Genomic DNA, 24,621 nt, shown 5'->3' on the forward strand with positions numbered 1-24,621 from the left:
ACGACGCTAGGCGGGCCCTTACCCGTAGGGGATCCCCGATCTTGGGGGTTTGGCCGGGGGATGGGATGAGGTAGTGCACGTGGATGACAACCTCTGAACGGAACATGCTGAACGGCACGAGCCTGGACCGGGCCCTTGCAAGGATTGAGCGGCTGTGCCGAGAACTGCCCGACTCCGTGACGCTCTTCGCTCGGCTGAACGCCATCGTCTCGGCCGTGTTCCCGGTCGACGGCGTATGCGGCCTCACGCTCGACCCGGCCACGCTGCTGCACACCGGAGGCTTCCACGAGAAGGGCGTCCCGCACTCCCATCTGCCGCGGCTTCTGGAGATCGAGCACGGAGAAAAAGACGTCAACCACTTTCCGGAGCTGGTCAGGTACGGCCGGACTACGGCCGGACTGTGGCAGGCAACCCGGGACCGGCCCCACCACAGTGCCCGCTACCGCGACGTCTACGAACCGGTCGGAATGGGCGACGAGATACGGGTCCTCCTGCGCGACCACCGGGCGGTGTGGGGAGCGCTGATTCTGCACCGCGGTGGCGACAGACCACCCTTCACCGCCGAGGAGGCGACTGCCGTGTCACTCCTCGCCCCCTCCATCACCCGGGGATTACGGCGCGCGTACCTTCGGCACGATGTCACCGTCGCCGACACCGAGGCCCCTGGCACGAGCGGCCTGCTGACCTTCGAGCCCGACGGCGGGATAAACCGGATCACAGCCGGCGGCCAGTGGTGGCTCGACCAACTGTGCGGCACGCGGGCGGCGACGGCATCGGCCCGGATCCCACAGCCTCTCCTGCACGCGTGTGCGAGAGCACGCACGACGGGAGAGGCGCACGTGCAGATTCGGGGTCGGTCCGGCCGCTGGCTGTCCCTCGTCGCCACACGCCTGGACGAGCACGGACGCATCGCCGTCATCATCCAGCCCAGCCATCCCGAACACACCGTCGGGATCATGATGGAGGCCTACGACCTCACTCCGAGGGAACAGCAAGTGGCACAGCTTGTCATCTACGGGATGTCGGATACCGAGATCGCCAAACGGCTCACAATCTCCACGCACACCGTCAGGGACCATCTCAAGAAGGTCTTCGACAAGACGGGGACGAACAGCCGCGGCCGACTGCTCCACGTTCTCTACTTCACCCACTACCGACCAGACATCGAAGCGGGCCGTGCCATGGGAACCCGCGGCTGGTTCACGACATCCAGCTCCGATCCGGCACAGGCTCTGCGCTGACGGAGGATTGAATGCGGAGCCGCGGTGGGCCGCGAGTCAGAGAGCCACGGGGCGGGACACACTCCACATGCTGGTGAACTGCTTGTAGAAGTAGACGAACCAGTCACGGTCACGACCGGCCTCGACCGTGAAGGTCGGCCGCAGGGTGTGCTTGCCGTGGAAGGAACCGAGCCGCAGGTCCATGCGCCCGCTCCGCCCGTCGGGGTCGTAGGCGTAGACGGTGTAGGGCGCGAGAAGGTCGATGACCCTGACCTCGATCCGCCCGGCTTCCTGGCGCGCGATACGGGACAGGATCGCCAGATTGGCGTCGAGACTCCCGCGCATCTCCTCGATGTCGGCGCGGGGGCCGGCGCGCAGGTGGGCCATCGTCATGGCGGCACCGTCACGTTCGATCAGCAGGACCTTGAACTGCACCCCGTCGGCCACCGAGAGCTCGATCGCCTCCTTCAGGAACGGAATGTGCATGCCCAACGTCGTCCCCAGGAGCCACACCTCGGTTTCCGCCTCACCGATCAGGCGGGCGACCTCCTCGACGTCGTCCCTCTCGGTGAAGAACCAGAGGTCCCCGTAGTCGTCAGAGGCGGGGATCCGGGCGATCTCTCTGAGCTGGCTCACGAACCAGTCCAGGGCCGACTCGCGGATGTCGGCGCCGTAGAAGATGTAGTGGGTCCAGTTGACCTGCTGCGGAGGTGTACTCCATCCGTGGGAATAGTGATCGTCCGCAAGGGACGAGACGATCTCCTGGACGGCGGCGAGTTGTGCTTCGTCGCATTCCAGCCACCCTCGGATCGCCACGTAGACGCCCATTGATGTGTCCTTCCTCTTGTTGTCAGCCCTGGTGTGAGAGTCGTCGGCGTACGTCGGCCGCGTAGGTGCCTCAGTTGCCGGCGGCGGCTCGCTGCCATTGCCAACAACGACAGCAGGGGACCTGTTCGGCTCCTGTTCTCCGAGCCGCCCAGAGCGGGCTTCGATGCCGCTCGTCAGGTGGCCCACGGTTTCATCCTCCCCGCCGAGTACCGCGAGCCCGACTTCTTTACCGCCGTCGACGACTGAATCCCCATCAGCGACGAGCCCGGCAGCAGCCACCTGAAGAGCGGCCCCCGGACCAGCTTGCGGGGACTGCACCCCCGCCCCTCCGGTGCCTGTGAACTGCCGCGCACCCCGCGTACCCCGCGTACCCCGCGGCCGGCGCGGCCGGTCCCGGTCGGGGCTACGGACCGTGGTGACGTGACGTCCCCCGCGGGCCGAGGCTCGGACGGGACTCGCTCTGCGCGGCTGGCCTGCAGGCCTGGGACCGATAACGTCGCGACCATGGACGCGGACGCGGAGAAGCGGGCGCTGGAGGAGGCCTGGTGCGATCCGGCGGTGCGGAAGTCCTTCATCGCGGCGGTCTCCGGCGAGTGACCGACTGTCCCGGGCGGCGGGTGCCAAGTCGCTGCCCCGGGAAGCCGAGCCGTTCCCGCGTGTGCCCGGAAAAACCGGTGGAACTGCGCCACCGCGCGGGCTTACCGTGCTGCCCGAACGCGTCGTCGAGCCGAAGGCAGGCCCTTGTACACCCTGTGAGACCCCCGAAGAGCTGATCGGTCGTGCGTCGCGCATCTGCGCGCCGTGCTGCTTCCTGCTGCGGATTTCTCACTGAAACCGGTGTACACCTGTGCTCAACACCTGGGTGGTCACTCCCACCTGCCTGCCCCTCGTCCGCCGTCGTTGCCATGCGTGCGCGTCCGACCGCTTTCGGGCGAGCGGCAAGTTTCGCGTCAACGCAAACCACAAGGCGCTCGACGCCTGGCTCCTCGTCCTCTGCACCGGGTGCGGGGACACGGCGAAGCTCACGATCTTCGAGCGGGCGAACGTCCGCTCCGTACGACCGGAGCTGTTGGACCGGCTGCACGACAACGACCACGGTCTGACCGCCGAGTTGCTCCAGGACCCGGTCCTGCAGCGTCGCAACCGCATCGGCCTCGACTGGGACGGCGCCTGGCGCCTGGACACCGGCGGCTCGAACCACCTGGACCGCGAGGTGATCGACGTCTCGGTCCGCTTCGCGGCCCGGATACCGGTCCGGCCGGTACGGCTCATCGCTGAGGGTTGCGGTCTCGCACGGGCCGAGGTCGAGCGCCTGATAGCGGAGGGGAGTCTCGTCTCGGCGGTCCGGTTGGGCGCCAGGCTCTCCGGCGACTTCACCTTCAGGTTCAAGCGCTGATTCGCGTCAACTCCCCCTTCTGCGGCCTGAATTGACAGGTTGGGGAAGGGGGATGCCAGCCCCGCGGGATAGGGTGCGCGATCGACCCAACTACCTTTGTGGAGAGTGGACATGCGCATATCCACTGCCCTGCCCGCCGCCCTTGCCCTGACGGCCGCGACGCTCGCGGGAGGTGCGGTCCCGGCCGCCGCCGAGACCGCCCTCAGCACGGTCGAGCTGGAGGCCGGTGCCAACCTCCACCACAACATCGCGAGGGTGGACTACGAGCGCATCGACGGCGCGGTGAACTCCGTCAAGGTCACCTACGTGCTGATCACCTCCGGCGAGCGTGACTGCGCCCGGGTTCAGTGGAACGACCCGAAGGCCGGCGGGGACGGCTGGACCTCCCTCACCCCCGAGCCCTCGTGTCACGGCATCGGCATGGGGGAGCCGCGTGAGGTCGTCATCAAGGCCCCGGCGGGCCACCCGCTCAAGGTGCGCCTGGCCGCTTACCACTCCGGCGCCGACGTGATGCACAAGGACATCGCGAAGCTCTAGCCGCGAGGCCGGAGGGGACAGTCGGCCCAGACAGTCTTGCCTGGGCCGACTCAGGTCAACCTGTGCGGCAGGCGAGCAACGCCCCTGAAGCACCGTCAGGAACGCGGCACGGCAGGTGCACCCCGACGGCCGGTGGCATTCGTGCCACCGCAGTGGCGGCCCAGCACCTCGCGGGGCAGCGAAGACCGGCCGCCTCCCCTGCCGAGCCGCGCCCGGCGGTGTGCAGGGGACAGTCCGGGCGGGACGCTGGGCGGTCCGATCCACCTGGTCGGCCGGACGGGCCGGCTGCACGCTTCGCGCAATCGCAGTTACTCAGCGCGGCCGCCCGCCCCGGGTGCCCAGGACGGGCGGGGGAGAGGATGCGACGCTGGAGTGAAGGGCCCGCGAGTGGAGGCCCGAGCGCGTCCCATCCGGTCCGGGGCTCTCCCTTACGGCCTGGCACCGTGTTTCGGCGCGGCTCAATGGATGCGACGCAGAATCGTGCGGTCAGTCTGTGAGCCCGCCGGCGGGGGGCACCACTCACCGAGCGCCGCCAGGCGGCCTTACCGCGTGGATCCGGCCCGCCGGGACGGGGACCGCGCGACCGACCCGGAAGGCAGGTGCGTCCCATGCGCACGTCGATCCGTATCGCCGGTGCCCTCACCGGCCTGACCCTCACCCTCGGTGGTGCGGTCCTCGCCGCTCCCGCGGTCCGGGCGGACATCGCCGCCTGCTCACAGATGGCCGAACTGGCCGGTGCCACCGCTTCCGACTCCGTCACAGCGGCCTGCAGCCGTGGCGTGGTCGGAGACCTGCAGAGTTGTGTGACCGGGCTGACCGGGGCCGGGGTGGCGGGCGGCGCCGCGACCGGCGCCTGCCGGGCGGCGGCCCACGAACCGCGTTAGAGGACCGCGCGCGGCAGCCGCCCGCCGGCACCTGTCGGAGGCAGGTACGGGCCGTCCCCCCTTCAACCCCCGGTTTGCCCGGACACAACGCGGCCCGGTGGGCCGTCTCGACGCCAAGGACATCGACGTCGCCCCGCTCGTACCGACGCGCACACGGCGTACCGATGCGGCCGGTCGAGGTCGGCGACGTCATGCCTCTCCGAGGCCGGGCAGTCACCGCCCGGGCACGGCGCCCAGCCTCGCCTCGCGGGCCAAATGCGGAGCGCCCATGCTGAGTGAGAGGGCGCCGTCGTCTTGAGACTCGTCCTTCCCGAAGGCCGAACGAAGGCGCCTGCGAGGAGGAGGAAGTCATGCGCATGCGAAGAATCCTGGGCCTCGCCCTGGCCGCGGCAACCCTTTCCGGCGTGAGCGCCGTCGGCGCCGTCAGCGCCGGGGCCTCCGCGTCTCCGAACATCTCCAGAGACGACTGCACAGCCGCCGGCGGACAGGTCGTTTCACGACCCTACGCCGGCTACGTCTGCGCGCTCCCTGACGGGACCACACAGACGATCACTTGACCGTCGGCGCACGGCTGGGCAACCAGTCCGGCCGGTGCACCCGGCGCGGTGGGCATGGAGTGACGACACCCGGTCCACCGTCGGGTGGATCGCCCACGCCCGTCTCGACACCGCGGCACTCGCGATGGTGGACGCCGACCGCCTCGAAGCCAAGGCCGTCACCGCTTCGAGACCGGTCCGCACTGTCCGAGCAGTCCCGCCGGCCTCGAAGAGCCTGGATGTGCCGACGGTGATGGAGTCTTCCTTCTCGCGCGGGCGATGACCGCGCCGCTGTCCGCATTGCGGTGGCCCTTCGCCGATGCCCCGACTCATCCCCACCGTCGAAGAGGTCCAGCAGGTCATCCCGCTCCAACCCGTCCGAGTCAAGGCCGATCCCGCCGGCATCGCCGACCGGCACGCGGCCCACGGCCCTCTCCGGGGACCTACGAGACGGCGCCGTAACAGCACGACCAAGGAGCCGACCGGCACGGTGCACCCGCCGGTCGGCTCCGCCGTGCTCCTCGACGCCCCCGGGGATGACTCCGTCGTTCGGCCCATCAAGGGCACCGGCTGCAATGCCGAAGAAGGACCCAGCAGAGTCGCCCCACCCTCGCGTTCCGGTACGCCTCCGCGCCCCAGGCCGCCCCGCTGACGGCGGTCCCCTATCCCGGCCGACAGGCCCGGAGGAGATCCCGCATGCGCGTCTTGCTGCCCCTGACCGCCGTCACCACCGCCGCGCTCCTGCTCGTCACGGTCACCGGCGCGACTCCCGCCGCAGCAGACCGGAACCCCGACGGCACACCACTGGTCAAGGTGTCCCACGGCGACCCGTACGCGAACTGCACCATCGGAGCGAGGTCCCCCGACAGCATCGTCTACCCGGCCACCGAGGTCGAGCCGTACCTGTCCGTCGATCCGCGCAACCCCAAGCGCGTGGTCACCGTGTTCCAGCAGGACCGCTGGAACGACGGCGGCGCCCGTGGCCTGGCGGCCGGCTGGACCACGGACGGCCACACCTTCCACCGGAGCACGCTGCCGTTCAGCCTGTGCGCCCCCGGCGGCGCGGACTACGAACGGGCCTCCGACCCCTGGGTGAGCACCGGACCGGACGGCACGGTCTACGCCAGCGGGGAGGGCATCGACTTCACGAAGAGCACGCGCAGCGCCCTCCTGACAGTCACGTCCCGCGACGGCGGCCGCACTTGGCGGAACCTCACCACCACGCACGTCGACGAGCAGCCGTTCTTCAACGACAAGCCCTCACTCACCGCCGACCCGATCCGCAAGGGCACCGCCTACCAGGTCTGGAACCGCCTCGACAACGACCCACCCGGCCCCAGCTCCCTCGACGGCCCCGGCTACATCTCCCTCACCCGCGACGGCGGCCGCACCTGGAGCAAGGCCCGGCAGTTCGTCGACACCAGCACCGTGCCCAACACCCAGACCATCGGCCATCTGATCGTCGCCAACCGGTCCACCGGCACCCTGTACGACTTCTTCGACCGGATCACCTACTCCGACGACCTGGGTACCGTCGTCGAAGCCCGCTACGAGGTGGTCACCTCGACCGACGCCGGAGAGACCTGGAGCGCCCCGGTCACCGTGGCCCGGGACACCTCCGTACCGGAAGTCGACCCGAACGACCCCACCAAACTGCTGCGCGCCGCGGCCACCCTGCCGAGCCCGGCCGTTGACCCCGAGACAGGCACGCTGTACATGGCCTACGAGGGCTCGGACTTCTCCGGTGGAAAGTTCGACTCCGTCCAGCTCGTGCGGTCCACCGACGGCGGACGCACCTGGGGGACCCCGGAGCTGATCAGCCCCGAGGGCGTTCCGGCGTTCTCACCGTCGATCGCGGTCACCGAGCGGGGCACGGTCGCGCTCACCTACTACGACCTGCGCTTCCTCGAGCCCGGCAACACCACCACCCTGCCCACCGCCTACCAACTGGCCACGCTGAAGCACGGAAACCCGAAGCTCCGGACCGAACGACGGATCTCGCGGGTCTTCGACTGGCTGCAGGCGCCGTTCGCCGGGGGCTACTTCCTCGGCGACTACCAAGGCCTGGTGGCAGACGGCATGGGAGTGCGGGCGGTGCTCACCGAGACCCACTCCGACGCACCACAGAACCGTACGGACATGTACACTGGCAGGTTCCGCACCCGCTGACCGAAGCGGACGCTGTCGGCCGGCGGGGCCCAGACGGCAAGCTCCGTGGCGCTGCCGTCGCGGCCCCAGCCCGACCGCCGACGGCTGCAGACAGGCCTCGGACCCACTCCATGACCACGTTGGGCGGGGAGGTTTGGCCGCGTCCCGCCCGGCGGGTCGGGCCTGCTGCTCTGGGGTCGCGTGGTTTCCCGGTCGGAGAAGGTGCGGCCTACGACGGCGCAAACCCTGGCAGCTCGCTGCGCTCGCGCGCGACGGCGTTCGGGAATTCCCACCGGGCGCCGCGTGTTTCCGGGCCGACTCGGACCTGGCGTGCCCGACGGGTCGGCACAGTCCCTGCCACTCTCACGGCTACGCTCACGCGGGAGCGCCCCGCGGCGCGTGGCTGCGGGGCGCCTTGTGGGGTTTAGTCGACCGTCTGCCCGTCGTACGTACCGCCCCTGCAGGTCGGGAGCACGGGCGTCGACCGATCGATCGTGCCGCCGCCGTCCGTGCACTCACCCGGGGTGACGCTGGCCGGGGTGACGCTGCCGGCGGTGGCGGTGGCGGTGGTGGTGGCGGTGGCGGTGGCGGTGGCGGCGCCTGTGAGGCCGAGTCCGGCGAGGGCTGCCGTGGCGATGACGGCGGCGAGGGTGCGTCGAATGCGCATTTGGTTCTCCTTTCACGGATTGCCTCGGTTGGGGCACTAGTCACCTTGATCCTCTCTCATGCGGGCATGTTGCGCCATTCGGGTGACGGGTGCTGTCGGGTGCGGGGTCGGTGACGCGACCCGTCGGACAGGCCCTGAAGCGAAGAGACCACCCCGGCCGGATGGGTGGTCTCTTCGTTGTTTCGGAAGGGGGCAGCGTCCGTAGCCGGCCCCACGCAAAGAGCCGTGTTGACCTGTGGAAACGCGCCCTCGGTGAGGCTTGTCCCGCAGATGATTTCTGGTGTGTCGGGTGACCTGCTTGTTTCCTGCCGGCCGGCGAGGGTGACGTTGTACAGGCGGGCGATTCGGAGCGCCGATGCCGACTTCGGGCCGGCCCAGAACGGCGTTCTCCCGGGAGGTGAAGCGCATGTCGCAGGCGAGGGGAAACTCGCTGACGGCTCCGCGTGCCCGGCCGCGCAGCTCGGCGATCGCGACGGCCGGGCGCCCACGCGGGCAGAGCCCGGGTGGGCGAGTTCGTCGAACAGTCCGACCGGGTCGCGCACGCGTCCGGCGGGCGGGGGAGTACCGCGCGGCTGGTCCTGACCGGCCTCAACAGAATCACGTCGAAGATGTGTTGGGGCCGCGCTGCACAGATGGACGCCGTGGGGATGTCCGGGCCACGACGTGGTCCACGCCGCTGTCCCGGCGGCCGCCCCGTGGGTGGTGCCCTGGCTGCCCCGTGGGGTCGTCCCGTATCGGTTGGGCCGCTGGGGCCTCTCGGTGAGCAGCTGCGACTGAAACGGCCGGGTCAGGCGGCGAGGGCGACAGCTTTGATGTCACTCAGGCGCTGGGGCAAGCGGGCACGTTCTTGCGTCGCCCTGTCCATCACGTCGGTCTGCCGCACCACATCGGTGCCTGCCGCATGGAACTCCTTGCCGAGACCGGTGAACTCATCGGCCAGGTCGCTCAGCGCTGCGTGCGCGGCGGCTACCTTCTCCCGTCGGCTCTCCTGATCATCGCCGTTTTCGATGAGGAGTTCCGCCTGGACGGCGATACGGAACCCCATTTCGTGAATCAGGTTCAGCGCCCCGTCAACGATGTCGTCGATGACAGCCAACTTCGACCCTCCTCTGAGAGCAGTCCTGCACCAGCCGACCCGGCTCCATGGCACGGGGCCCTGACAGCCTCTGCGACGGCGTGCCGAGCATTCTCCAGGATGACGCAGCTTCCCGGATCTCGAACCGCGGCGTGCCGCGCCGCGGCGAATCCTCCGTTCCTCCGTCAGAGGCCCGTCGGCGCAGGGTGGTGCAGCTCGGGGCCGACCTCCGGCACATGGAATCCTGTGACTCACGACGTGGGCGCCCGTACACCTGTCGGAACCCGGGCAGGAGGGTCGCGAGAGCGAGCGACTGCCGGGCCTGCCCACCCGCACGGGTGTACCGGCCGAGGGACTCTGCCGGAACGTGCCGCAGGGCACGGGGCCCGCCGCGCAACCGTCTGCGGGCGGTCGGGACGCCGACCGGTGCTCTCGACGGGCGCCGGAGCTGTCCGTACGGAGATGCGGGGTGCACACCGCAGTGCGAGGTTGGCCGTGCCTGCCGATTCGGGGCCGGATGCCGTCCCGGGTGATGTGGCACGCCCCCACCAAGGCGAATTGCGCGCCGACCGCCCGGGTCGGCGAATAAGGAGGATCCCATGAAGCGGCTCGTTGCCTCCGTCCTGCTCTGCGCGGCCGTGGCGGTCGGCGCCTCGGCATGCTCCAGCAACGACACGACTCCGGAGGAAGAGGCCACGAAGGCCGCCGCCGAGCTGTGTACCAACCTGACCCAACTGAAGTCGGACAACGCCGCGCTCAAGGCGCTCAACCCGGCGACGGCCACCAAGGACCAGATGCAGAAGGCCTACGAAGCCGTCCAGACGGACTGGAAGAACGTCAAGGAGAGCACCCGAACGATGAAGTCGGCCGAGCGGGAGGCCGTCCAGCAGGCTGCGGAAAACCTCAAGAAGGGATACGAGGACCTGCCAGGCGACACCACGGGCAAGGACGCCCTGACCCAGCTCCAGCCGCAGATCCAGGCCCTCGACACCGCTGTCGACGAGGCGGCCACCTCGCTCAAGTGCCGGAAGTGAGCTGCTGCGGCGGACCGTCCGACGCGCCTCGCCTCCTGCTGACCTCGGCGTCCGTCCGGCCGCACGGCCTCGGACCGAGGCGGCGGCCGACGCCCGTACGGCGTCCAGGACGCGGGCGGGTTCACGCGTCAAGCTGACCGGCGCGACAGTCCGACGCCCCGCGAGGACGCCGCTGCCCCTTGAAGGCAGCGGTGCCCCTCGCCCGACCTGCTCGCCGTCCGCGACGACCTACGCTGCCGCAGGTCGGGCCGGCGACCACGACCGGCACGCGGAACGTGGCGGCCAGGTGGCCGGGGAACCACCCGGTACGGGAGAGAACGACGCAGTGCCGCTCAGCTCGCGCTCGCACAGCGCCACACAGGCCGGCGCCACCTCGGGGACGCCCGTTCCGCCTGACGCCAACTGCCGCGGCCCCGATGCCGTAGTCCTTGACCTCGGATTCGACGAACGACATCGATACGGTGGCCGGGCGCTGGTCGTAGACGGTCAGTTTCACGGGGACCGTGGGCAGGACCCGGGCCTGTTCCCCCGCGGCTATGCAGGGCTGGATGTTGATGCTGTGGTAAGTCGCGTTCTGGACGGCGGATTTGGAGTAGACGACCCGGTACTCCACGCCCTTTCCGAGTTTTTCGATCTCGATTGGGTTGGCGGTGCCGTGTGTGTGGTGCGGCGGGGAATCAATGCGAAGGGCATCGAATGCGACGGCCTCTTCGAGGCTCCGGATGCGTTCGGCGACGTGCGGTCCCCTGATGACTGCGACTCAAAGGCGCCGACCCGCTCGCAACGACCTCACCCACCGACTTCCGCTTGGGTTGCGGGAGATGGGCTGAGCGGCCGCGAAGGTGATCCCGGTCGGCTACCAACCGCTGCGGCCGGCCGAGGACCACGCCTTCAGGTGGAACACCGGACGGCTGCGCACAGCGGAGGCGCGCACCGGGCCCCCCGGCTGCCGGCCGATACCGAACCCGCCGTGGAGCGGCGCCCGCACCCCTTGCCATGATCTGCGACACAGGAAGTTTCGCAGGTCAGAACTGTGGAGAGGACCATTCTTATGGAAACCACACTGGGTGAGCAGATCATGCTCCTGTCGCTCGACGACACCACCGGCGCCGCCGCGCTGCAGCCTCAGTCCGAGTTCATGATCTCCAGCGCCTCGGTGCTGGAGCTCGCGCTGGCCGGCCGCATCCGCCTGGAGGACGGCCGGATCCTCGTCAACGACCCTGCCCCGCTGGGGATTCCGGTTCTGGACGCGACGCTGGCGGCCATCGCCGCGGCGAAGCAGCCCGAGGACGCCCAGGCCTGGATCTTCCGGCTGAAGAAGGAGGCCGTGGAGGGCGCCCGGCAGGGGCTGCTGGAGAAGGGCATCATCCGCGAGGAGCGGACCCGCCGCTGGGGCATCTTCCCGGTGAACCGCTACCCGGAGGCCGACGGCACCGCCGAGGAAGGCGTCCGCGCGAAGCTGGCGGCTGCGGTCTTGGAGGGCGGGGAGCCGGACGACCGGACGGCCGCCCTGATCGCGCTGCTGCACGGCGGCGGCCTGGAGAGCCTGGTGTTCACCGACCGGCCTGACCGGGAGCCGATCCGCACCCGGATGGCCGAACTGTCCGAGAACCACTGGTCCGAGCCGGTCATGAAGCAGCTGGTGGACTCGGTGTCGGCCGGCCTGGCCGGGTACGCGGCCACCACCGTGGCGGCCGTCAACACGGGCAACTGACCGTGTCCTATGTGGTGAGGCGGGCGAGTCGTTTGTAGCAGCAGATGGCTGTGGCGGGGCCGAGGGTGGCGAGGTGGTTGCGGGGGTGGCGTTCGTATCGGTGGTTGAGTCGGCGGTAGCCGGTCAGCCAGGACATGGTCCGCTCGATCACCCACCGCCGACGCCCTAACCGTTCGCTTGACTCGATGCCCTTGCGGGCGATGCGGACGCCGATTCGTTTGCCGCGGCGCCATTTCCGCAGTTCAGGTGCGTCGTAGGCCTTGTCGGCGTGCAGTTTCCGGGGCCTGAAGTGACGGCCACGATGGGGGTCGTGTCTCGTGTGGTGGCCGAGGACCATGGGCTTCAGGGCCTGGCTGTCGTGGGTGTTGGCGGCCGAGACGCCGACGAGGAGGGGCAGTCCGGCCGCGTCCGGCAGGACGTGCATCTTGGAGCCCGGACTGCCCCGGCCCACGGGGCTCGGACCTGTGAGTTCGCCCCTTTTCCGGCCCGTACGTGGGCTTCAGCCGAGTCTGCCTGGCAGGCGGCCTCACCGCGCCGAAGGATGCTGCTGACGGCTGCCAGACGACAGGCGGGCACAGCCCAAGGGCCGCCGTGCCGGACCGATACACAGCGGCCCCGTCGGGAGATGCCATGCACATCACCCCGGAGAGACAAGAGCGCGCAGTCGGTGGGTGTGTGCGCCGGAGAGCAGAGCGGCATGGGCGACGCCGCATGGGCGTCAGTGCTGATCCACGGCGCAACCGCGTCCGGCCCGTCGGTGTTCGACCTGCGACACCGCGCCCCCGGCGGCGGGACGCTCAGCACGCAGAAGGCACTCGCCCGGGCCGGCATCGACACCTTCGCCCCCAGTCTGCTCGGCTACGGCCGCTCGACACGGTTCGACAACGGTCTCAACGATCCCGGCAACCCAAGCCTCCGCCCCTATCTCCCGGATGGCAGCTGCCCCCACCCCGAGGGCTGCGACCGCAGCCACCTCCCGATCTTCCCCCTCGATCAGCAGGGGACGCTGCTGTTGAACAACCCGCTCGACGGGCAGCGGCGATCACACTCCAGCAAGTACCGCTGCGCACGCACCGATACCTTCGTACGCGACGTCCGCCAGGTCATCGACGGTGCCATCGCCCGGGCGAAGCCGACGGACGGCAAGGTCACCCTGCTCGGCTACTCGCTCGGCGGGCAGACCGTCGCCCGGACGCTGTCCGCGGCCAACCCGGTCCTTCCCGACAGTGCCGCCGTCATCGCAAAGGTCAACCGTGCCGCGTTCCAGTCATCGTTCTTCGGAACACCGACCGAGGAGGTGACACCACCGACTGGCTTCACGTCCTTCCCCCTGAGGCTCAGCACGGAGGCGGGATCCAACACGAGCTGGGACATGCCGCCCGGACGCGACGCCGCCTGCACCGGCCACATCATCCCCGGCAGTCAGAGACGGCTGTGGAAGCAGCTCATGGAGGAGGACCGGCTGGGCAGCACCTGGGGAGGCGCCGCCCCAGCCCACCCGACCGGCCTCTGATCGTGTCGAAGCAGGTCACCACCGCGTTGGCCCGACCCGCCGCAGGACCCCGATCCCGCCACGGCCCTGGCCTACGCCGAGGGTGCGATGCGCCTGCGGGAGTCGTTGCCCGCGAGAGAGGAGCCGCCTCGGGTGTTTGCAGGGTGATTCAGACACTCGCGGTGTGCTCGCGCACCGCGATCCGAGCCAGCTTCGTCAGCATCATGCCGTTGCGGACCGCAACAACGTAGTCCACGGGGAGGCCGTGCATTCGGGTGCCGGGGCCCCGGAGGGGGTGCCATTCGAGGGTGAAGAGGGTGTGCTCGCCCCAGGGGATCAACTTCATGGCGATGCGAGCTGCACCGAAAGGTCCTGCCTTCGCTTCCAGCTGCAGGCGGTGGTGTGGTTCGGAGATGCGGACGACACAGGTGTCGTCAAGGGTGAGAGGACCGGTGCCGACGCGGACCTTCAGCCGGGCGCCAACGTCTGGCCAATGCGGGTCCACGGCGAGGACTTGCTGGGTTCCTGTCACCCACTCCCCGTAGCGGTGGCCATCGGACAGCAGGTGCCAGACTTCGGACGGCGAGCTGAGGATCAGACGGCGGTTCCGGGCCATGATCACGCTCCTGGAGGATGGGCAGCATGGAGGCACCTCCCTGCCATGGCGTCCCCAGGATGAGGACGCCCGGCGCAGCAGATGCACGGCAGCTGTGAAGCGCGGCGCGGGAACCCGGCCACTCCTCGGCTCGACGGGTGGACCTGGCGCACCGGGGGTTGCCTCTCCGGCCGTCCCACAGGCTTGGCTTCCAGCGTCATGCCGGGTGCACCATGTGGATAGTCCGAGAGATCCAGACGGGTGAGTGGACAGCCGGTGATGCAAGCTCGTCCCACCCGGGCCGGACCGAGGTGACCGACCGTCCGAGGTCCTTGCCCTGACGCACGACCCCACCCGGCATGGTGGGCAGCGCCTCACCCGCGTCCAGGACCGCAGGGTGCGTACCCCGTCGGGCCCGTCTTCCTGCATTCTGATTCGGACGCAGAGTCGGCAGCCGTATCGGCCGATGAATGCGCGGACCTTCCGCTCGGCGGCCAGGACGCCGTTCCGGCTGCCGGTGACGGCGGCGGGCTTCGAGCCGAAGCGGAGAGCGATGTGGAAGTCCCGCTGACCTCGTCGTGAGGAGCCCGACGTTGACCACCCCCGACGCCGTCTCGCCCGCTGTGGACCCGTTCGTCGTGTCGATGGCCGAGGCCGCCCAGACCACCGCGGCGGCTGTGTGGCTGGTCCACCGCTGCGGACGCCGAGGCACTGATCGTCCTGGCCGACGGGGAGTGGGGGCGTCGGTGCGCCGGCTGACCGCGTCGGACGCGCGGCCGCCGGCGGTGCTGGGCGACGTCAGGGTGGCGGAGCGGTTCAGGCCGGGGTCGGGCGGCCTGCGGGTGACGCTGTCCTGGCCGGCCAGTCTGCGGGGCGCCGCGGCGGAGGGCTCGGCGGCGGAGGTCCGCCACGGGGTGCCGTACGCCCGGCCGGGCGAGGACTGCGTGTGCCGCCGGTGCAAGGCCTATGGGTTCGAGCTGTATCACGAAGGCCGCCTGATCTATCGTCCCCGTCGTTGCCGACCCTGAGCGGGACGACCAGAACGAGCGACGGTTCCCCGGTGGTGAAGGGCTCGCCCTGGCCTTCCGGGGAACCTCCTGCCCGCTGCGCGCGGGTGAACTGGTTCCTCCAGAGCCGGTGCCCGGCTTCGTGTTCCCGCAGGGGTGAATCCGTTCGCACTTTCCTGGGCTGTTTCATGCCTGCCCGGCCCGGCAGCGCATCGCTGCCGGGCCGATGCGGGTGTTCCGCGCTTGCCGGGTCCCGGGGCCTCGGAGTGGTGGCGGCCGGGTCGGTCTGGTGGCGCGGTGGGCTCACCAGGTGTTCCACCAGTGGTCGTCCCTGGTGTCGAAGGGTGCGCAGCCGTAGAGCCCGACAGGGAGGTCGTTGGCCGGCGATCCCAGTCCGGCAACGTCAAGGCACATGAGCCGGTTGTTGTTCCAGGCCTTGTCGTTGATGATCATGAAGTTGGAGTCTCCGGACCGTCCGACCTTCGACCAGACCTGGTTGTCGGCGGTGGTGTACTGGCAGGGGTAGAAGCCGATCTTCGAGTTGCCCGGCGCCTCTGTGCCGGGAAGATCCAGGCACAAGCTTGGGTTCCTGCTGCTGCGGATCACGAACTTGGCCCCCGCTACCTGGACCAGGTCGAATTCCTGGTTGTCTCCGGGACCTGGCAGGCAGGTGTACTGCGTGAGCGCGCTGCCCTGTGTCGGAGGGTCTACACCGGGGATGTCCAGGCACTTCCCTGTCTTGGCGTTCCAGATGTGTTGGCGGTACACAACTTCGACCGGGGCTGACTGCGAAGGAGAAGCCGCGAGGAAGGCCAAGGCGGCTGCGGACAGGAGGGCTGTCAGTACACGAGGTCGTGTCATGGGCATGGAAGATAGGGGCTGGTGAAGACGCAAGCAGCGCCAAATCAGGACAGGTTGAGCGGCGACGTCGCGGTGTTCACGGGTGAGAACAGTGCGGCTTTGTATTCGAGGAGTTGCGCGTGCTGGGCCGGTTCCGGGGCGTGGGGTGCGTCGGCGGCTGCCAGCCCGTCCGGAACGATCAAACGCCTCCTGCCGGTGCCCTCGGTCGTGCCCTTGCGGACCTGTTCGCCGGGTGCCCACTGAGGTACGCATGGTGGTTTCAGGTGACGTCGTTCAGCGGAGAGGACAACGCGTGCGGACCTCGAAACACGGTTACAGCCGGCCGAACGGCGTGGAAGCGAGGAAGTCCGCCGGTAGGTCGGCGGCCTCACCGCTGAGCAGCGCCTGGATCCGGCACATTCAGCGCGCGGCCGCACCGTCGGCCCGAGTGGGTGCCGTCGAGCAAGAAGTCGACCATGCCCAGGTACAGCGCTCCGCTCTTGAGCTGGGCGTCACCTCCCCGGCCGAGCCGATGGAGCACGGCCTGCGGGCGGAGATGGAGCAGCGTTTCGAGGGAGCCGACTTCAGCGGGGTCCTCGTGCACAAGGGGCCGCAAGCGCGTGAATCCGCTGCCCTTCTGGACGCCAAGGCTTATGCCAGCGGCCCCCACATCGTCGCCGGCGGCGAGATGACCAAAAAGGAATGGGCACATGAGTTGACCCACTACCTGGATCAGCAGTCGGGTCCGGTTCCGGGCACGAACAACGGAGCAGGAGTGAGCATGTCCAGCCCCGGCGACTCGGGGGAGCGTCACGCCGAGCAGAGGGCCAACGAGGTCATGGGCGCACCGGCGAGCGTGCAGCGTGTGTCCGGCGCGCCTCACCGCGGAAATCCCGTACGCAAGAGCCCCTCCGGGCACCCGGGGGGAGGTGGTTGTGCCGGAGGAGATGGCTGCGCCGGCGACGGCCAGGCTGTCCAGCGGCTCCATGTCATCAAGGCGGGCTCTGCGGAGTACCCCACGAAGAAACCTGATTCCGAGGACTTCTTCGTCGGTCAGGACACGAACGAACAGGGAAGCTGGTTCGACGAGTACTCACCCGATACGCCGCCCAAGCCCCACCTGGTGTACCACGGGCAGGTGGATCTCGCCGTATCGGACGCGTGCGATCTCGCCGTGGAGCACGCGGGCCGGGGGCAGGAACCGAAGAACTTCTTCGCCACCGACGGGCAGTTCCGTGCCTCCGTCAAGCAGCTTCCCGGCGCGAACAAGGGCATGGGCATCTCCCTCTCCAAGACCGGCCGAACCCTGACCATCGACGGAGCCGGGAAAAAGGTCACACTTTACGAGATCGAGCCCAAATACCGCGAACGCAAGGGCGAAGAGAAAATCAAGGGTCTCGATGTGCGGGTGCCGCAGCGCTGCAACGAGATGATCTGGTTCGTCACCAGAAAGCCTGGTATTGCCAGCGGTGCCGACAAAATCTACTGGGGCGTCGTCGAGCAATTCCTTGTGCGCCTGGACCCGGAGGGCGGATGGAAGGGCAAGTACCAGGAGGCCATCAACTTCGGCGTGCGCGGTGGCGAGGGCCAGAAGAGCTATTTCGAGATCACGCACAGCATGAGCGGGCGCTTCCAGCAGCTGGTCACGCAGGACACAGAAAAGGCTGAAGCAGTACTCAGGGAACTGCAAGTCAACGAGCACGCCCCCACACCGCACGTGGGCGAGGGAATGACGGTCATGGCGCAGCCCGACGCCAGTCAGGCCGACCGCGCGAAGGACCACACCCCGTTCCATTTCGGGGGCGTCGTCGCCAGGAGCGGAAACGACTACATCACCATGGAAAACTACTACCGCGAACAGCCCGAGGATGGCATGGACACCACAAGCAATGGTGATCCACTGTGGTACTTCCGCATGTACGGCCAGGAGTCGGGCCGTACGTGGCACGAAGGCTGGACGGGCACGGGCGCGTTCCTGGGCGCGACGATCAGCATGAGGCTGCGTGGCTGATCACATGGATTCCGCGACCGGATCCCGGACAGCCGTGAACCCACCGGATCCACAGATCGTCGCCCGCCTCCGCCTTCTCCAGCGGACCGCCGGGAACGCAGCCGTCGTACGCATGCTGGAAGGACCGGCCGTGCCGGACGCGACAGCGGGAGACGAGCCGGAAGCGCGAGCCGCAGATGACATCCTTCCCCTCTCCGCGCATACCCCGTCTCAGGACGCCGCATCACGACCTGGATCATGCGCCACCTCGACAGTCTGACCAGCAGCCAGCGCGAACAACTCGACCGAATGCCTGATGCCTGCCCCGACCTGGCCACCGCCCGCGACCTCGTCCACGAGTTCAGTGCCATCGCCCGCGAACGCCGAGGTCACGACCTCACCGTCTGGATGACCCGCGCCCTCGGTCAAGGGCCCAACCGGTCCAGGGCTTTGCCGCCTTCCTCCAGAACGACTGGGACGCCGTCGTCAACGGCCTGACACTCCAATGGAGCTCCGGCACAGTCGAGGGGCAGGTCACACGCATCAAACTGATCAAACGCCGGTCCTGCGGCCGCGGTCCACGCACCTCGCCAAGATCACGCTGTGGCCGCACCGGTTCCCTCCGTCTGCCGTTGGAGTGTCAGTCCCGCCATCTGTCCCGAAACAACCAGGTCAACCGCTCCGTGAAGTGGTGCCGCCAGAGCCACCACGGAAGCCGTCGGTGGGCGATGAAGGACCACAGGTCGTCGTCGGCTTCGTTGCCGCGCGGGCAACCGCGCAGGAGATCGAGAGATCGTTGATCGACGGTCCGGTGCAGACGGGCGACGTGGGCCAGGGCGATGACACCTTGGCGGTGGACCTCCGGGTCCTTCGACTCCAGCGCCTTGACGACTCGGGGCAGAATCGCGTCCGCGTCCGCATGGTTGAGAGCGAGCGCGATCACAGCCACCCCGACGAGCGGCTCGCCCCGGCCGAACGCGGCGTCGACCTCCTCCGGCCGATCGGTCCAGCGCAGCGTGGAGCCGTCCTGCCGGTTCAGGAAGGGTGCCGAGTCGACAGGGCCGCTCTCATCAGGGTGCACGGCTCGACCCTATCGAGCGGCACCCGTAGGAGCCCGCCCACCACATCCGGGCTTCCCCTCCCACACCCAACCCACGACGCCTCGACATCCCCAGCACGAAGTGCGGCCGGCGTACTAGAGGGTGGCAATGTCGGCGTGGGCCGCTTCGACGGCTTCGGGGTGCACCTGGCGCTTCTCGTGCTCGGCGCGTGTCCGGTGGATGCCGGCCGGGCCGGGGTTCTGGCCCTTGCGCTTGCCGGCGGGGATGATCATCCTTCCTCGCCGGAAGGGCGGTCTCACGCCTCGGACGGCGTACCACTGCCCTGGCGCTGTCGCTGGCGGTGTTTGCGCATGGACACCTGAGAGCCGCAGCCGGTACTGCAGTACAGCCCTCCCCCGTTGCGGGTGCGGTCGAGGAAGCCGAAATGGCACGGGGGGTTCCGGCACGCCTTGATGCGCCCCCAGTCGCTGCTCTGCGCGAACGTCGTCACCGCAGCCAGTACGGTTCCGAACACACGCGGGACCCCCGCCTGCGGCGAGGCCAGCTCTACGCCGCCGGCCGTGACCACCGTCGCCAGCGGGTAGAGCGAACCCACGCGTCGCAGGTGCCGCTCGGCACGCAGCAGCGGCTCGCCCAGACTTTCCTCATCGCCCGAGTGCGCGAGCAGCACGGTCACCAGGGCGTCACGCAGCTCGCGCGCGACCGCGGCGTCAGCGTCGGTCACCACGGTTTCGCCACCGAACTCGTCGCGCTCCGCCAGCCACGCCGCGAACGAGTCCCCGTCCCCGAACAGCTCTCGGCGGCCCGATCCGTCCGCGCGGGTGTTCACGAACGCGAGAACGGTCTCCACCGTTGGCGTGACGGTGCGCGGGGTGGGTTCGGGGGATCCGGATGCCGCAGTGATCATCCTCCTACAGTACATCAGAGCGAGCGGCGCTAATCCGGCTAGTGGGCAACTGTCCAGTCGATCTAGGTTGACTCGTTGCGAGCTAACCGCTTACGGTCGCAACATGAACGAAGCGTCCAACCCCCAGACCCCCCTCCGCACATGGCTGATCACCGGCGCGACGTCCGGCATCGGCCGCGAACTGACGCTCCAGGCACTGGAGAACGGCGACACCGTCTCGGCCCTCGCCCGCGACACCTCCTCCCTGGACGAACTGGCGCAAGCGCACGGCGAGCGCCTGCTTCTCATCCAGGCGGACGTACGTGACGAGCGAGCCGTCCGGGACGCGGTGGAAGACACGCTCGCACGGTTCGGCCGTATCGACGTCGTGGCCAACAACGCGGGATACGGACTGTTCGGAGCAGTTGAGGAGGCCTCCGACACGCAGGTCCGTGCCGTGTTCGACACCAACGTCTTCGGAGTGCTCAACGTGCTCCGCGCCACGCTGCCGGTGCTCCGCGCCCAGCGGTCCGGGCACATCCTCCAGGGCTCGTCCGTCTACGGGCAGTCCGCCCATCCCGGCGTCGGTCTGCTGGCCGCCACCAAGTACGCGGTCGAGGGGCTGTCGGACGCGCTCGCGGCCGAGGCCGCACCGCTCGGCATCAAGGTCACGATCATCCAGCCCGGGATGACCGCGACCCCCTTCCTCGCCAACCTCGACGTCGCAGCCGCCCTGGACGACTACGACCAGACCGTCCGCGAGGTCCACAAGGGCATCGCGGAGCTGCCGCCGACCGCTTTCTCCACCGCTGCGCGGATCGCCACAGGCATCCGGACCGCGGTCGACAGCCCCAACCCTCCGCTGCGCCTGGCCCTCGGCGCTTCCAGCGCGACGGGCATGCGCCCCGCCCTGGAGGCACGGATCGCCGACCTGGACAGCTGGCAGCATGTGACCGACGCCGTCGACAGGTAGCGCGCCACGAACCCCGCCGGGAACGCGGCCATGGCGGAGGCGGCCCGGCCCTCCAACACCGCCCGGCCGTGACCAGTGGGTCTGGGCCGAAGCCACGGCAGAGGGCTTCGACCCAGACCCTGTACTCCCACTGCTCTGCGCTCTCGCCGGCGGGCGTCGGCCGCGGTTCGTCCGCCCGCCGGCCTGGGATGGTCACAGGGGGTGGAGGCCGATCCGGTTGCCCATGTCGAGCTCGAACCGGCCGTAGGGGGCTCGCTCTCTACGACCGCCTTCGCCGTGGCCTACCGACCGCTGCCCTGCTGCACTGAGCCGATGCTCCGCTTCCGGCAGGTGTTCGAGGGGGCGGCGACGCACCGGGGGAGCATCCGCCGTCGCCCACCCCCCGCTTCCCACCTCCCGCCTACGCCGCCGGCGCCGCGTGCTTCGGCCGGCGGCTGCGGCGGATCAGACCGACCCGGAGCAGGACCGCCAGGCTCGCCGCGATGAGCCCCCAGCTGTAGGGCATGGCCAGGAGTGTCCATTCGGCGGCCCACGGCAGGACGTGGCAGTTCTCGGAGCCGAACCCGAAGCGCAGGCACCGGGAGTGGTCATGGGCCAGGACCAGCGTCGGGTGCAGCACCGCACCGGCGACCGCGGCGGCGAGGATACCGTGCAGCGGGCTCAGCTCCCGGGCGGCCGCTCGCGTACGGCGTTCCGCGATCAGCGCCACCACGACCTGGGCGAGGCAGGCGCCCACGAGCCCGTAGACGTACGGATCCCGGGGCAGCAGGCCGGGCGCAAAGAGGGCGCTGTACACGTGAACCGACCACCACAGGGCCGCGGCGACGCCGGAGGTCCACAAGGCGGTCCGCAGCGCCGTCCCCGGCCCGTGCTCCGGGGCCCGTACGCCCGTCCGCCGGGCCGCCACCGCACCCAGCAGCGGGACCAGCGCCGTCATCAGCAGGAGCAGCGTCAGGACGAACGGCTGGACAGCCATGAGGTAGTAGACCCCGCCGACGACGAGCCGGACCGGGTCGCTCAGCCCGCCCAGGTACTTGCTCGACGCCAGGGTCACGGACCAGGGGGCCAGTTGCAACAGGAAGGCGAGCCAGGTGGTGAGCAGCACGACCGTGCACAGGACCGTGCCGTGGACGACCAGCCCGCGACGCCGGCCCGCAGCCACGACGGGCGCCCACGCCCTGGCGGCGCCGGCGATCCACCGCACCGCGAGATAACCCCCCGCGCCCAGCACGAACGAGGCGGTGCCCATCGTGAGCGGGGACGCCTCGAGGGCCGAGCCGATGGACGCCGCGTAGGACGGGGAGCCGACGGCGCCCAGGGCCAGGCCCATACCGAAGGATCTCCCGACGCGGTCCGTGTGCTCCCAGCGGCCGCCGGTGACGTGAGCGGCCAGTTCGGCCCGCCAGATCGCCAGGGTGAGCCCGGCGCCCAGTACGAAACCCAGGGGCAGCAGCGCGAACGGCTCGTACCTGCTGACGCCGGTGAGCTCGCGGATGAGACCCGTCACCGGTTCGTAGGCGTGGGTGGCCGCCACACCCAGGGCCAAGGCGCTGCCCGGCGAGAACGAGAAGAGCCGGCGGGGCGTGCGCGGCCCGCGCGTCGGCGTGCAGTTCACGGCTGCGCAGTACGGACTTGCGGGCCAACGGGATGACCACGCCGAGCAGCATCAACTGCAGGGCGGTGGCGAAGTACTGGACCGCGGGCCCGGAAACGGACGTGCTGACCAGCGGCGTCAGCGGCACGGCGAGGATCCCGGGTCCGAGCAGCATCGGCAGGTAGATCCGCCAGGCGGAGTCCGTGAGGAACGCGATGTCCACGTCCCGGTTGCGCAGGTGGGCCAACTCGTGCAGGACGACCGCACGGAACGCCGTACGGTCCGCGTCGTAAAGGTGGACCAGGCCGCGGCTGAGCATGATGTACCGCCTGCCGCGCCGACCGAACGCCAGACCGGTGACCCCTGGATCCAGCAGGTCCACCACGTACGTGACGTCCTCACGGACCCCTGCCCGGACACGCAACTCGCAGAGTTCGGCGGCGACGGCGGGGAGCCGGTCCGCCGGGAAGGGGCACAGGCCGCGCTGCTTGATGCGTACCGCGGGACGGACCCAGTACAGGATGAGCGACGCCGTCCAGAACAGAGCCAGGGGAACGAGCTCCAGCAGCGCGGACCGCAGCCCGGACGGGCCGCCGCAGTACGCCGACCAGGTATCCGAAGGCGGGGTGGGGCGGTCGGCCTCCATGTCGGCGAGGAGGCCGAAGAGGCACTCCCGGAAGGCCTGCGGGTCGACGCCGTCGCCGCCGGTGATCAACCAGCCGACGTAGGCGGTACCGACGGTCGTCGCGGCCGCCGACATGGCCAGGGCGAGCAGCCAGAAGCGCAGCGTCGTCCCCGAGGTCATCGCGAACGGGTCGGGGCGGGCCGCGGGGGCGGGATCAGGGACGGCCGGCGCCGTCATTCGGAGGACGCGGCGGGCGTCGAAGAGACCAGGCCGCCCACGATGGCGTCCGCGAGGAGCCCCGCCCGGTCGTCGGGCAGCCCCAGCGCCAGGGCGCGAGCGAGGGCGATCCCCCGGAGCCGGGCGAGGTGGTCGGCGGTGAGGGGCGGCAGGGCGGTGGACACGTCCGCGTCCGATGCCTCCGGAGCCGCGACCTCCCGGGTCTCGGCCTCGGCCTCGACGTGGGCCCCCTCAACGGCCGGCACCGCCTCCGCTTCGCCACCAGGCTGGGGCGTCGGTTCGCTGCCCCGGCGGCTGCTCCGGCGGCGAAACCAGCGGGCCAGCCGCGGCCGGGCCCGCGCGCCCACGAGGCCCGCCGCACTCACGGCGGCGTGCCGGACGACCTCCACCGCCACGGCCAGGGCCACACCGGTGAGGAGCTCACCGACGATCTCCACACCCATGCCCAACGGCTCGCGCCCCCGCCGCCGTTGGGTCACCGCACGCCGCGAGGCGAGAAAGGCCGTGCTGGTCTCCTCGAAGAGGATCAGCTCGTCCGGAGCGATCTCGGCGACCGCCTTCCGAGCAAGCCCGACCGCTAACGCGTCCCCGTTCATGCAACGAGGGTCACAGAGGCGCCTGATGGCGTCAACCACCGCCATGAGGCGCTGAGTTGCCGTTTCCCGTTGGGGGTGCCTCCAAGTCTTTCGTCAAGCCCGATCCGGTCATGCGGGGGGTGGTTCAGGTCGTGCAGGGCGGCGAACGCGGAGAGGAACATCGCGGATTTGAGCTGCCGGTTTCCGCCTCTGGGCGCGTGTTCGCCGTGGATGGAGGCCCCCGACTGGCTGGTGGCGGGGGCGAGGCCGGCGTAGGAGACGACTGTGGGCGGCGGTGGGGAAGCTGGCGCCGTCGCCGACGGTAACCAGCAGGACGGCGGCGGCCCTGACGCCGATGCCGGGCAGCCTGGGGAAGAGGGGGCCACCAGCAGTTCGTTGATCTGGGCTTCCAGGGCCCGGCGTTGTTCGTGGACAGGTGAGCAGGCCGCGTATCCGGTTGGAGGTGCGGGTGGCCTCGGCGGCGAGGTCCTGGTCGAAGCCCACCAGGACGGTGAGCTCGGCGGTGGTCTCGTCGGTCAGTTCCAGCGAGCGCAGTGGGCATGGTGCGGGCGGCGTCCGCGATCACGGCTGCGTCCTTGGCGTCGGTCTTGGCCCAATACCGGGAAGTTTAGGTTCGCCATCGTCGTGTTCGGTCGGTGGCTGTGGTGATGGTAAAGGTGATCTCCGCGTTGGGGATCGGGGTGTTC

The 24,621-nt window shown here is 69.7% G+C and carries 24 protein-coding genes and 4 pseudogenes; 13 read left to right on the top strand and 15 right to left on the bottom strand.

The annotated features are described in order from the left end of the window. The first annotated feature begins 104 nt into the window (after positions 1 to 104). Positions 105 to 1,241 carry a helix-turn-helix transcriptional regulator gene (locus tag ACIQUT_RS22505; RefSeq protein WP_403565024.1) on the top strand — a complete coding sequence of 379 codons (1,137 nt, stop codon included), beginning with the start codon at positions 105 to 107 and terminating at the stop codon, positions 1,239 to 1,241. Between the two features lie 36 nt (positions 1,242 to 1,277). Here the strand turns inward: ACIQUT_RS22505 and ACIQUT_RS22510 are convergent, their stop codons facing one another. Then, positions 1,278 to 2,048, bottom strand: a complete 771-nt coding sequence (locus ACIQUT_RS22510) for a hypothetical protein (protein WP_403565026.1) — start codon at positions 2,046 to 2,048, stop codon at positions 1,278 to 1,280. A gap of 33 nt (positions 2,049 to 2,081) precedes the next feature. Here ACIQUT_RS22510 and ACIQUT_RS22515 point away from each other — a divergent pair, with 33 nt between their 5' ends. The 5 genes from ACIQUT_RS22515 to ACIQUT_RS22535 all read left to right on the top strand — a co-directional run bounded on the left by ACIQUT_RS22515 (position 2,082) and on the right by ACIQUT_RS22535 (position 7,570). Next, the gene (locus ACIQUT_RS22515; protein WP_403565027.1) at positions 2,082 to 2,294 is read left to right on the top strand and encodes a type I-E CRISPR-associated protein Cas7/Cse4/CasC; all 213 of its coding nucleotides are present in this window, start codon (positions 2,082 to 2,084) and stop codon (positions 2,292 to 2,294) included. A gap of 601 nt (positions 2,295 to 2,895) precedes the next feature. Continuing rightward, on the top strand, positions 2,896 to 3,444 hold the full coding sequence (locus tag ACIQUT_RS22520; protein WP_403565029.1) for a DUF1062 domain-containing protein: 549 nt from the start codon (positions 2,896 to 2,898) through the stop codon (positions 3,442 to 3,444). Positions 3,445 to 3,555: 111 nt separating this feature from the next. Next, on the top strand, positions 3,556 to 3,981 hold the full coding sequence (locus tag ACIQUT_RS22525) for a hypothetical protein (RefSeq protein WP_403565031.1): 426 nt from the start codon (positions 3,556 to 3,558) through the stop codon (positions 3,979 to 3,981). Positions 3,982 to 4,589: 608 nt separating this feature from the next. After that, on the top strand, positions 4,590 to 4,865 hold the full coding sequence (locus ACIQUT_RS22530; protein ID WP_403565033.1) for a hypothetical protein: 276 nt from the start codon (positions 4,590 to 4,592) through the stop codon (positions 4,863 to 4,865). Positions 4,866 to 6,097: 1,232 nt separating this feature from the next. Then, on the top strand, positions 6,098 to 7,570 hold the full coding sequence (locus ACIQUT_RS22535) for a neuraminidase (sialidase) (protein WP_403565034.1): 1,473 nt from the start codon (positions 6,098 to 6,100) through the stop codon (positions 7,568 to 7,570). Between the two features lie 403 nt (positions 7,571 to 7,973). Here the strand turns inward: ACIQUT_RS22535 and ACIQUT_RS22540 are convergent, their stop codons facing one another. Together ACIQUT_RS22540 and ACIQUT_RS22545 are read right to left on the bottom strand one after the other, a co-directional pair. After that, complete coding sequence (locus tag ACIQUT_RS22540) at positions 7,974 to 8,216, bottom strand: hypothetical protein (protein WP_403565036.1); 243 nt, start codon at positions 8,214 to 8,216, stop codon at positions 7,974 to 7,976. A gap of 787 nt (positions 8,217 to 9,003) precedes the next feature. Continuing rightward, positions 9,004 to 9,312, bottom strand: coding sequence for a hypothetical protein (locus tag ACIQUT_RS22545; protein WP_403565038.1), 309 nt, complete (start codon positions 9,310 to 9,312; stop codon positions 9,004 to 9,006). Between the two features lie 578 nt (positions 9,313 to 9,890). On the opposite strand from ACIQUT_RS22545, the gene ACIQUT_RS22550 reads away from it, so the two are divergent. After that, positions 9,891 to 10,325 (top strand): hypothetical protein, encoded by a 435-nt coding sequence (locus ACIQUT_RS22550; RefSeq protein ID WP_403565040.1) that lies wholly within the window; start codon positions 9,891 to 9,893, stop codon positions 10,323 to 10,325. Positions 10,326 to 11,376: 1,051 nt separating this feature from the next. Next, complete coding sequence (locus tag ACIQUT_RS22555; RefSeq protein ID WP_403565041.1) at positions 11,377 to 12,039, top strand: GPP34 family phosphoprotein; 663 nt, start codon at positions 11,377 to 11,379, stop codon at positions 12,037 to 12,039. Positions 12,040 to 12,046: 7 nt separating this feature from the next. On the opposite strand, the pseudogene ACIQUT_RS22560 reads toward ACIQUT_RS22555, so the two are convergent. After that, positions 12,047 to 12,523: pseudogene (locus tag ACIQUT_RS22560) on the bottom strand (transposase); the annotation flags it as partial. 213 nt (positions 12,524 to 12,736) lie between these two features. Here ACIQUT_RS22560 and ACIQUT_RS22565 point away from each other — a divergent pair. Continuing rightward, positions 12,737 to 13,552 carry an alpha/beta fold hydrolase gene (locus ACIQUT_RS22565; protein ID WP_403565043.1) on the top strand — a complete coding sequence of 272 codons (816 nt, stop codon included), beginning with the start codon at positions 12,737 to 12,739 and terminating at the stop codon, positions 13,550 to 13,552. Positions 13,553 to 13,700: 148 nt separating this feature from the next. Here ACIQUT_RS22565 and ACIQUT_RS22570 read toward each other — a convergent pair whose 3' ends face one another. Beyond that, complete coding sequence (locus ACIQUT_RS22570) at positions 13,701 to 14,147, bottom strand: SRPBCC family protein (protein WP_403565045.1); 447 nt, start codon at positions 14,145 to 14,147, stop codon at positions 13,701 to 13,703. 572 nt (positions 14,148 to 14,719) lie between these two features. On the opposite strand from ACIQUT_RS22570, the gene ACIQUT_RS22575 reads away from it, so the two are divergent. After that, positions 14,720 to 15,154: a hypothetical protein gene (locus ACIQUT_RS22575; RefSeq protein WP_403565046.1), complete on the top strand. Its 435-nt coding sequence runs from the start codon at positions 14,720 to 14,722 to the stop codon at positions 15,152 to 15,154. Between the two features lie 282 nt (positions 15,155 to 15,436). Here the strand turns inward: ACIQUT_RS22575 and ACIQUT_RS22580 are convergent, their stop codons facing one another. After that, the gene (locus ACIQUT_RS22580; RefSeq protein WP_403565048.1) at positions 15,437 to 16,000 is read right to left on the bottom strand and encodes an RICIN domain-containing protein; all 564 of its coding nucleotides are present in this window, start codon (positions 15,998 to 16,000) and stop codon (positions 15,437 to 15,439) included. Between the two features lie 38 nt (positions 16,001 to 16,038). After that, a complete protein-coding gene (locus tag ACIQUT_RS22585) occupies positions 16,039 to 16,176 on the bottom strand; it encodes a hypothetical protein (protein ID WP_403565049.1) in 138 nt (45 codons plus the stop codon). A gap of 110 nt (positions 16,177 to 16,286) precedes the next feature. Here ACIQUT_RS22585 and ACIQUT_RS22590 point away from each other — a divergent pair, with 110 nt between their 5' ends. Continuing rightward, on the top strand, positions 16,287 to 17,984 hold the full coding sequence (locus ACIQUT_RS22590) for a DUF4157 domain-containing protein (protein WP_403565051.1): 1,698 nt from the start codon (positions 16,287 to 16,289) through the stop codon (positions 17,982 to 17,984). A 210-nt stretch (positions 17,985 to 18,194) separates the two neighbouring features. Here ACIQUT_RS22590 and ACIQUT_RS22595 read toward each other — a convergent pair whose 3' ends face one another. Next, positions 18,195 to 18,356 (bottom strand): hypothetical protein, encoded by a 162-nt coding sequence (locus tag ACIQUT_RS22595; RefSeq protein ID WP_403565053.1) that lies wholly within the window; start codon positions 18,354 to 18,356, stop codon positions 18,195 to 18,197. An 11-nt stretch (positions 18,357 to 18,367) separates the two neighbouring features. Here ACIQUT_RS22595 and ACIQUT_RS22600 point away from each other — a divergent pair. After that, positions 18,368 to 18,523 (top strand): annotated as a pseudogene (locus ACIQUT_RS22600) (hypothetical protein); the annotation flags it as partial. 80 nt (positions 18,524 to 18,603) lie between these two features. On the opposite strand, the gene ACIQUT_RS22605 reads toward ACIQUT_RS22600, so the two are convergent. The 3 genes from ACIQUT_RS22605 to ACIQUT_RS22615 all read right to left on the bottom strand — a co-directional run bounded on the left by ACIQUT_RS22605 (position 18,604) and on the right by ACIQUT_RS22615 (position 19,931). Next, positions 18,604 to 19,044: a hypothetical protein gene (locus ACIQUT_RS22605; RefSeq protein ID WP_403565054.1), complete on the bottom strand. Its 441-nt coding sequence runs from the start codon at positions 19,042 to 19,044 to the stop codon at positions 18,604 to 18,606. Positions 19,045 to 19,158: 114 nt separating this feature from the next. Continuing rightward, positions 19,159 to 19,296, bottom strand: coding sequence for a hypothetical protein (locus ACIQUT_RS22610; protein WP_403565056.1), 138 nt, complete (start codon positions 19,294 to 19,296; stop codon positions 19,159 to 19,161). Between the two features lie 23 nt (positions 19,297 to 19,319). After that, positions 19,320 to 19,931, bottom strand: a complete 612-nt coding sequence (locus ACIQUT_RS22615) for a CGNR zinc finger domain-containing protein (RefSeq protein ID WP_403565058.1) — start codon at positions 19,929 to 19,931, stop codon at positions 19,320 to 19,322. Between the two features lie 103 nt (positions 19,932 to 20,034). Between ACIQUT_RS22615 and ACIQUT_RS22620 the strand changes: the two genes are divergently transcribed. Next, positions 20,035 to 20,883, top strand: a complete 849-nt coding sequence (locus tag ACIQUT_RS22620) for an SDR family NAD(P)-dependent oxidoreductase (RefSeq protein ID WP_403565060.1) — start codon at positions 20,035 to 20,037, stop codon at positions 20,881 to 20,883. Between the two features lie 400 nt (positions 20,884 to 21,283). On the opposite strand, the gene ACIQUT_RS22625 is transcribed toward ACIQUT_RS22620, so the two are convergent. The 4 genes and pseudogenes from ACIQUT_RS22625 to ACIQUT_RS22640 all read right to left on the bottom strand — a co-directional run. Further along, the gene (locus ACIQUT_RS22625; RefSeq protein ID WP_403565062.1) at positions 21,284 to 22,498 is read right to left on the bottom strand and encodes a hypothetical protein; all 1,215 of its coding nucleotides are present in this window, start codon (positions 22,496 to 22,498) and stop codon (positions 21,284 to 21,286) included. A gap of 25 nt (positions 22,499 to 22,523) precedes the next feature. Further along, positions 22,524 to 23,339 (bottom strand): annotated as a pseudogene (locus ACIQUT_RS22630) (M48 family metalloprotease); the annotation flags it as partial. Beyond that, positions 23,336 to 23,935, bottom strand: a complete 600-nt coding sequence (locus ACIQUT_RS22635; RefSeq protein ID WP_403565064.1) for a hypothetical protein — start codon at positions 23,933 to 23,935, stop codon at positions 23,336 to 23,338. The gene ACIQUT_RS22635 and the pseudogene ACIQUT_RS22630, both read right to left, overlap by 4 nt. A 131-nt stretch (positions 23,936 to 24,066) precedes the next feature. Next, positions 24,067 to 24,527 (bottom strand): annotated as a pseudogene (locus ACIQUT_RS22640) (transposase); the annotation flags it as partial. Between the last annotated feature and the right edge of the window lie 94 nt (positions 24,528 to 24,621).

It is taken from the genome of Streptomyces sp. NPDC090445 (assembly GCF_044769385.1).
Classification (GTDB): domain Bacteria; phylum Actinomycetota; class Actinomycetes; order Streptomycetales; family Streptomycetaceae; genus Streptomyces.

Bases quoted from the DNA above. Each gene is read 5' to 3' on its own strand.
- ACIQUT_RS22505 (WP_403565024.1), top strand. From the start codon at position 105: ATGCTGAACGGCACGAGCCTGGACCGGGCCCTTGCAAGGATTGAGCGG.
- ACIQUT_RS22510 (WP_403565026.1), bottom strand. From the start codon at position 2,048: ATGGGCGTCTACGTGGCGATCCGAGGGTGGCTGGAATGCGACGAAGCA.
- ACIQUT_RS22525 (WP_403565031.1), top strand. From the start codon at position 3,556: ATGCGCATATCCACTGCCCTGCCCGCCGCCCTTGCCCTGACGGCCGCG.
- ACIQUT_RS22530 (WP_403565033.1), top strand. From the start codon at position 4,590: ATGCGCACGTCGATCCGTATCGCCGGTGCCCTCACCGGCCTGACCCTC.
- ACIQUT_RS22535 (WP_403565034.1), top strand. From the start codon at position 6,098: ATGCGCGTCTTGCTGCCCCTGACCGCCGTCACCACCGCCGCGCTCCTG.
- ACIQUT_RS22540 (WP_403565036.1), bottom strand. From the start codon at position 8,216: ATGCGCATTCGACGCACCCTCGCCGCCGTCATCGCCACGGCAGCCCTC.
- ACIQUT_RS22550 (WP_403565040.1), top strand. From the start codon at position 9,891: ATGAAGCGGCTCGTTGCCTCCGTCCTGCTCTGCGCGGCCGTGGCGGTC.
- ACIQUT_RS22555 (WP_403565041.1), top strand. From the start codon at position 11,377: ATGGAAACCACACTGGGTGAGCAGATCATGCTCCTGTCGCTCGACGAC.
- ACIQUT_RS22565 (WP_403565043.1), top strand. From the start codon at position 12,737: ATGGGCGACGCCGCATGGGCGTCAGTGCTGATCCACGGCGCAACCGCG.
- ACIQUT_RS22570 (WP_403565045.1), bottom strand. From the start codon at position 14,147: ATGGCCCGGAACCGCCGTCTGATCCTCAGCTCGCCGTCCGAAGTCTGG.
- ACIQUT_RS22580 (WP_403565048.1), bottom strand. From the start codon at position 16,000: ATGCCCATGACACGACCTCGTGTACTGACAGCCCTCCTGTCCGCAGCC.
- ACIQUT_RS22610 (WP_403565056.1), bottom strand. From the start codon at position 19,296: ATGATCATCCCCGCCGGCAAGCGCAAGGGCCAGAACCCCGGCCCGGCC.
- ACIQUT_RS22615 (WP_403565058.1), bottom strand. From the start codon at position 19,931: ATGATCACTGCGGCATCCGGATCCCCCGAACCCACCCCGCGCACCGTC.
- ACIQUT_RS22620 (WP_403565060.1), top strand. From the start codon at position 20,035: ATGAACGAAGCGTCCAACCCCCAGACCCCCCTCCGCACATGGCTGATC.
- ACIQUT_RS22635 (WP_403565064.1), bottom strand. From the start codon at position 23,935: ATGAACGGGGACGCGTTAGCGGTCGGGCTTGCTCGGAAGGCGGTCGCC.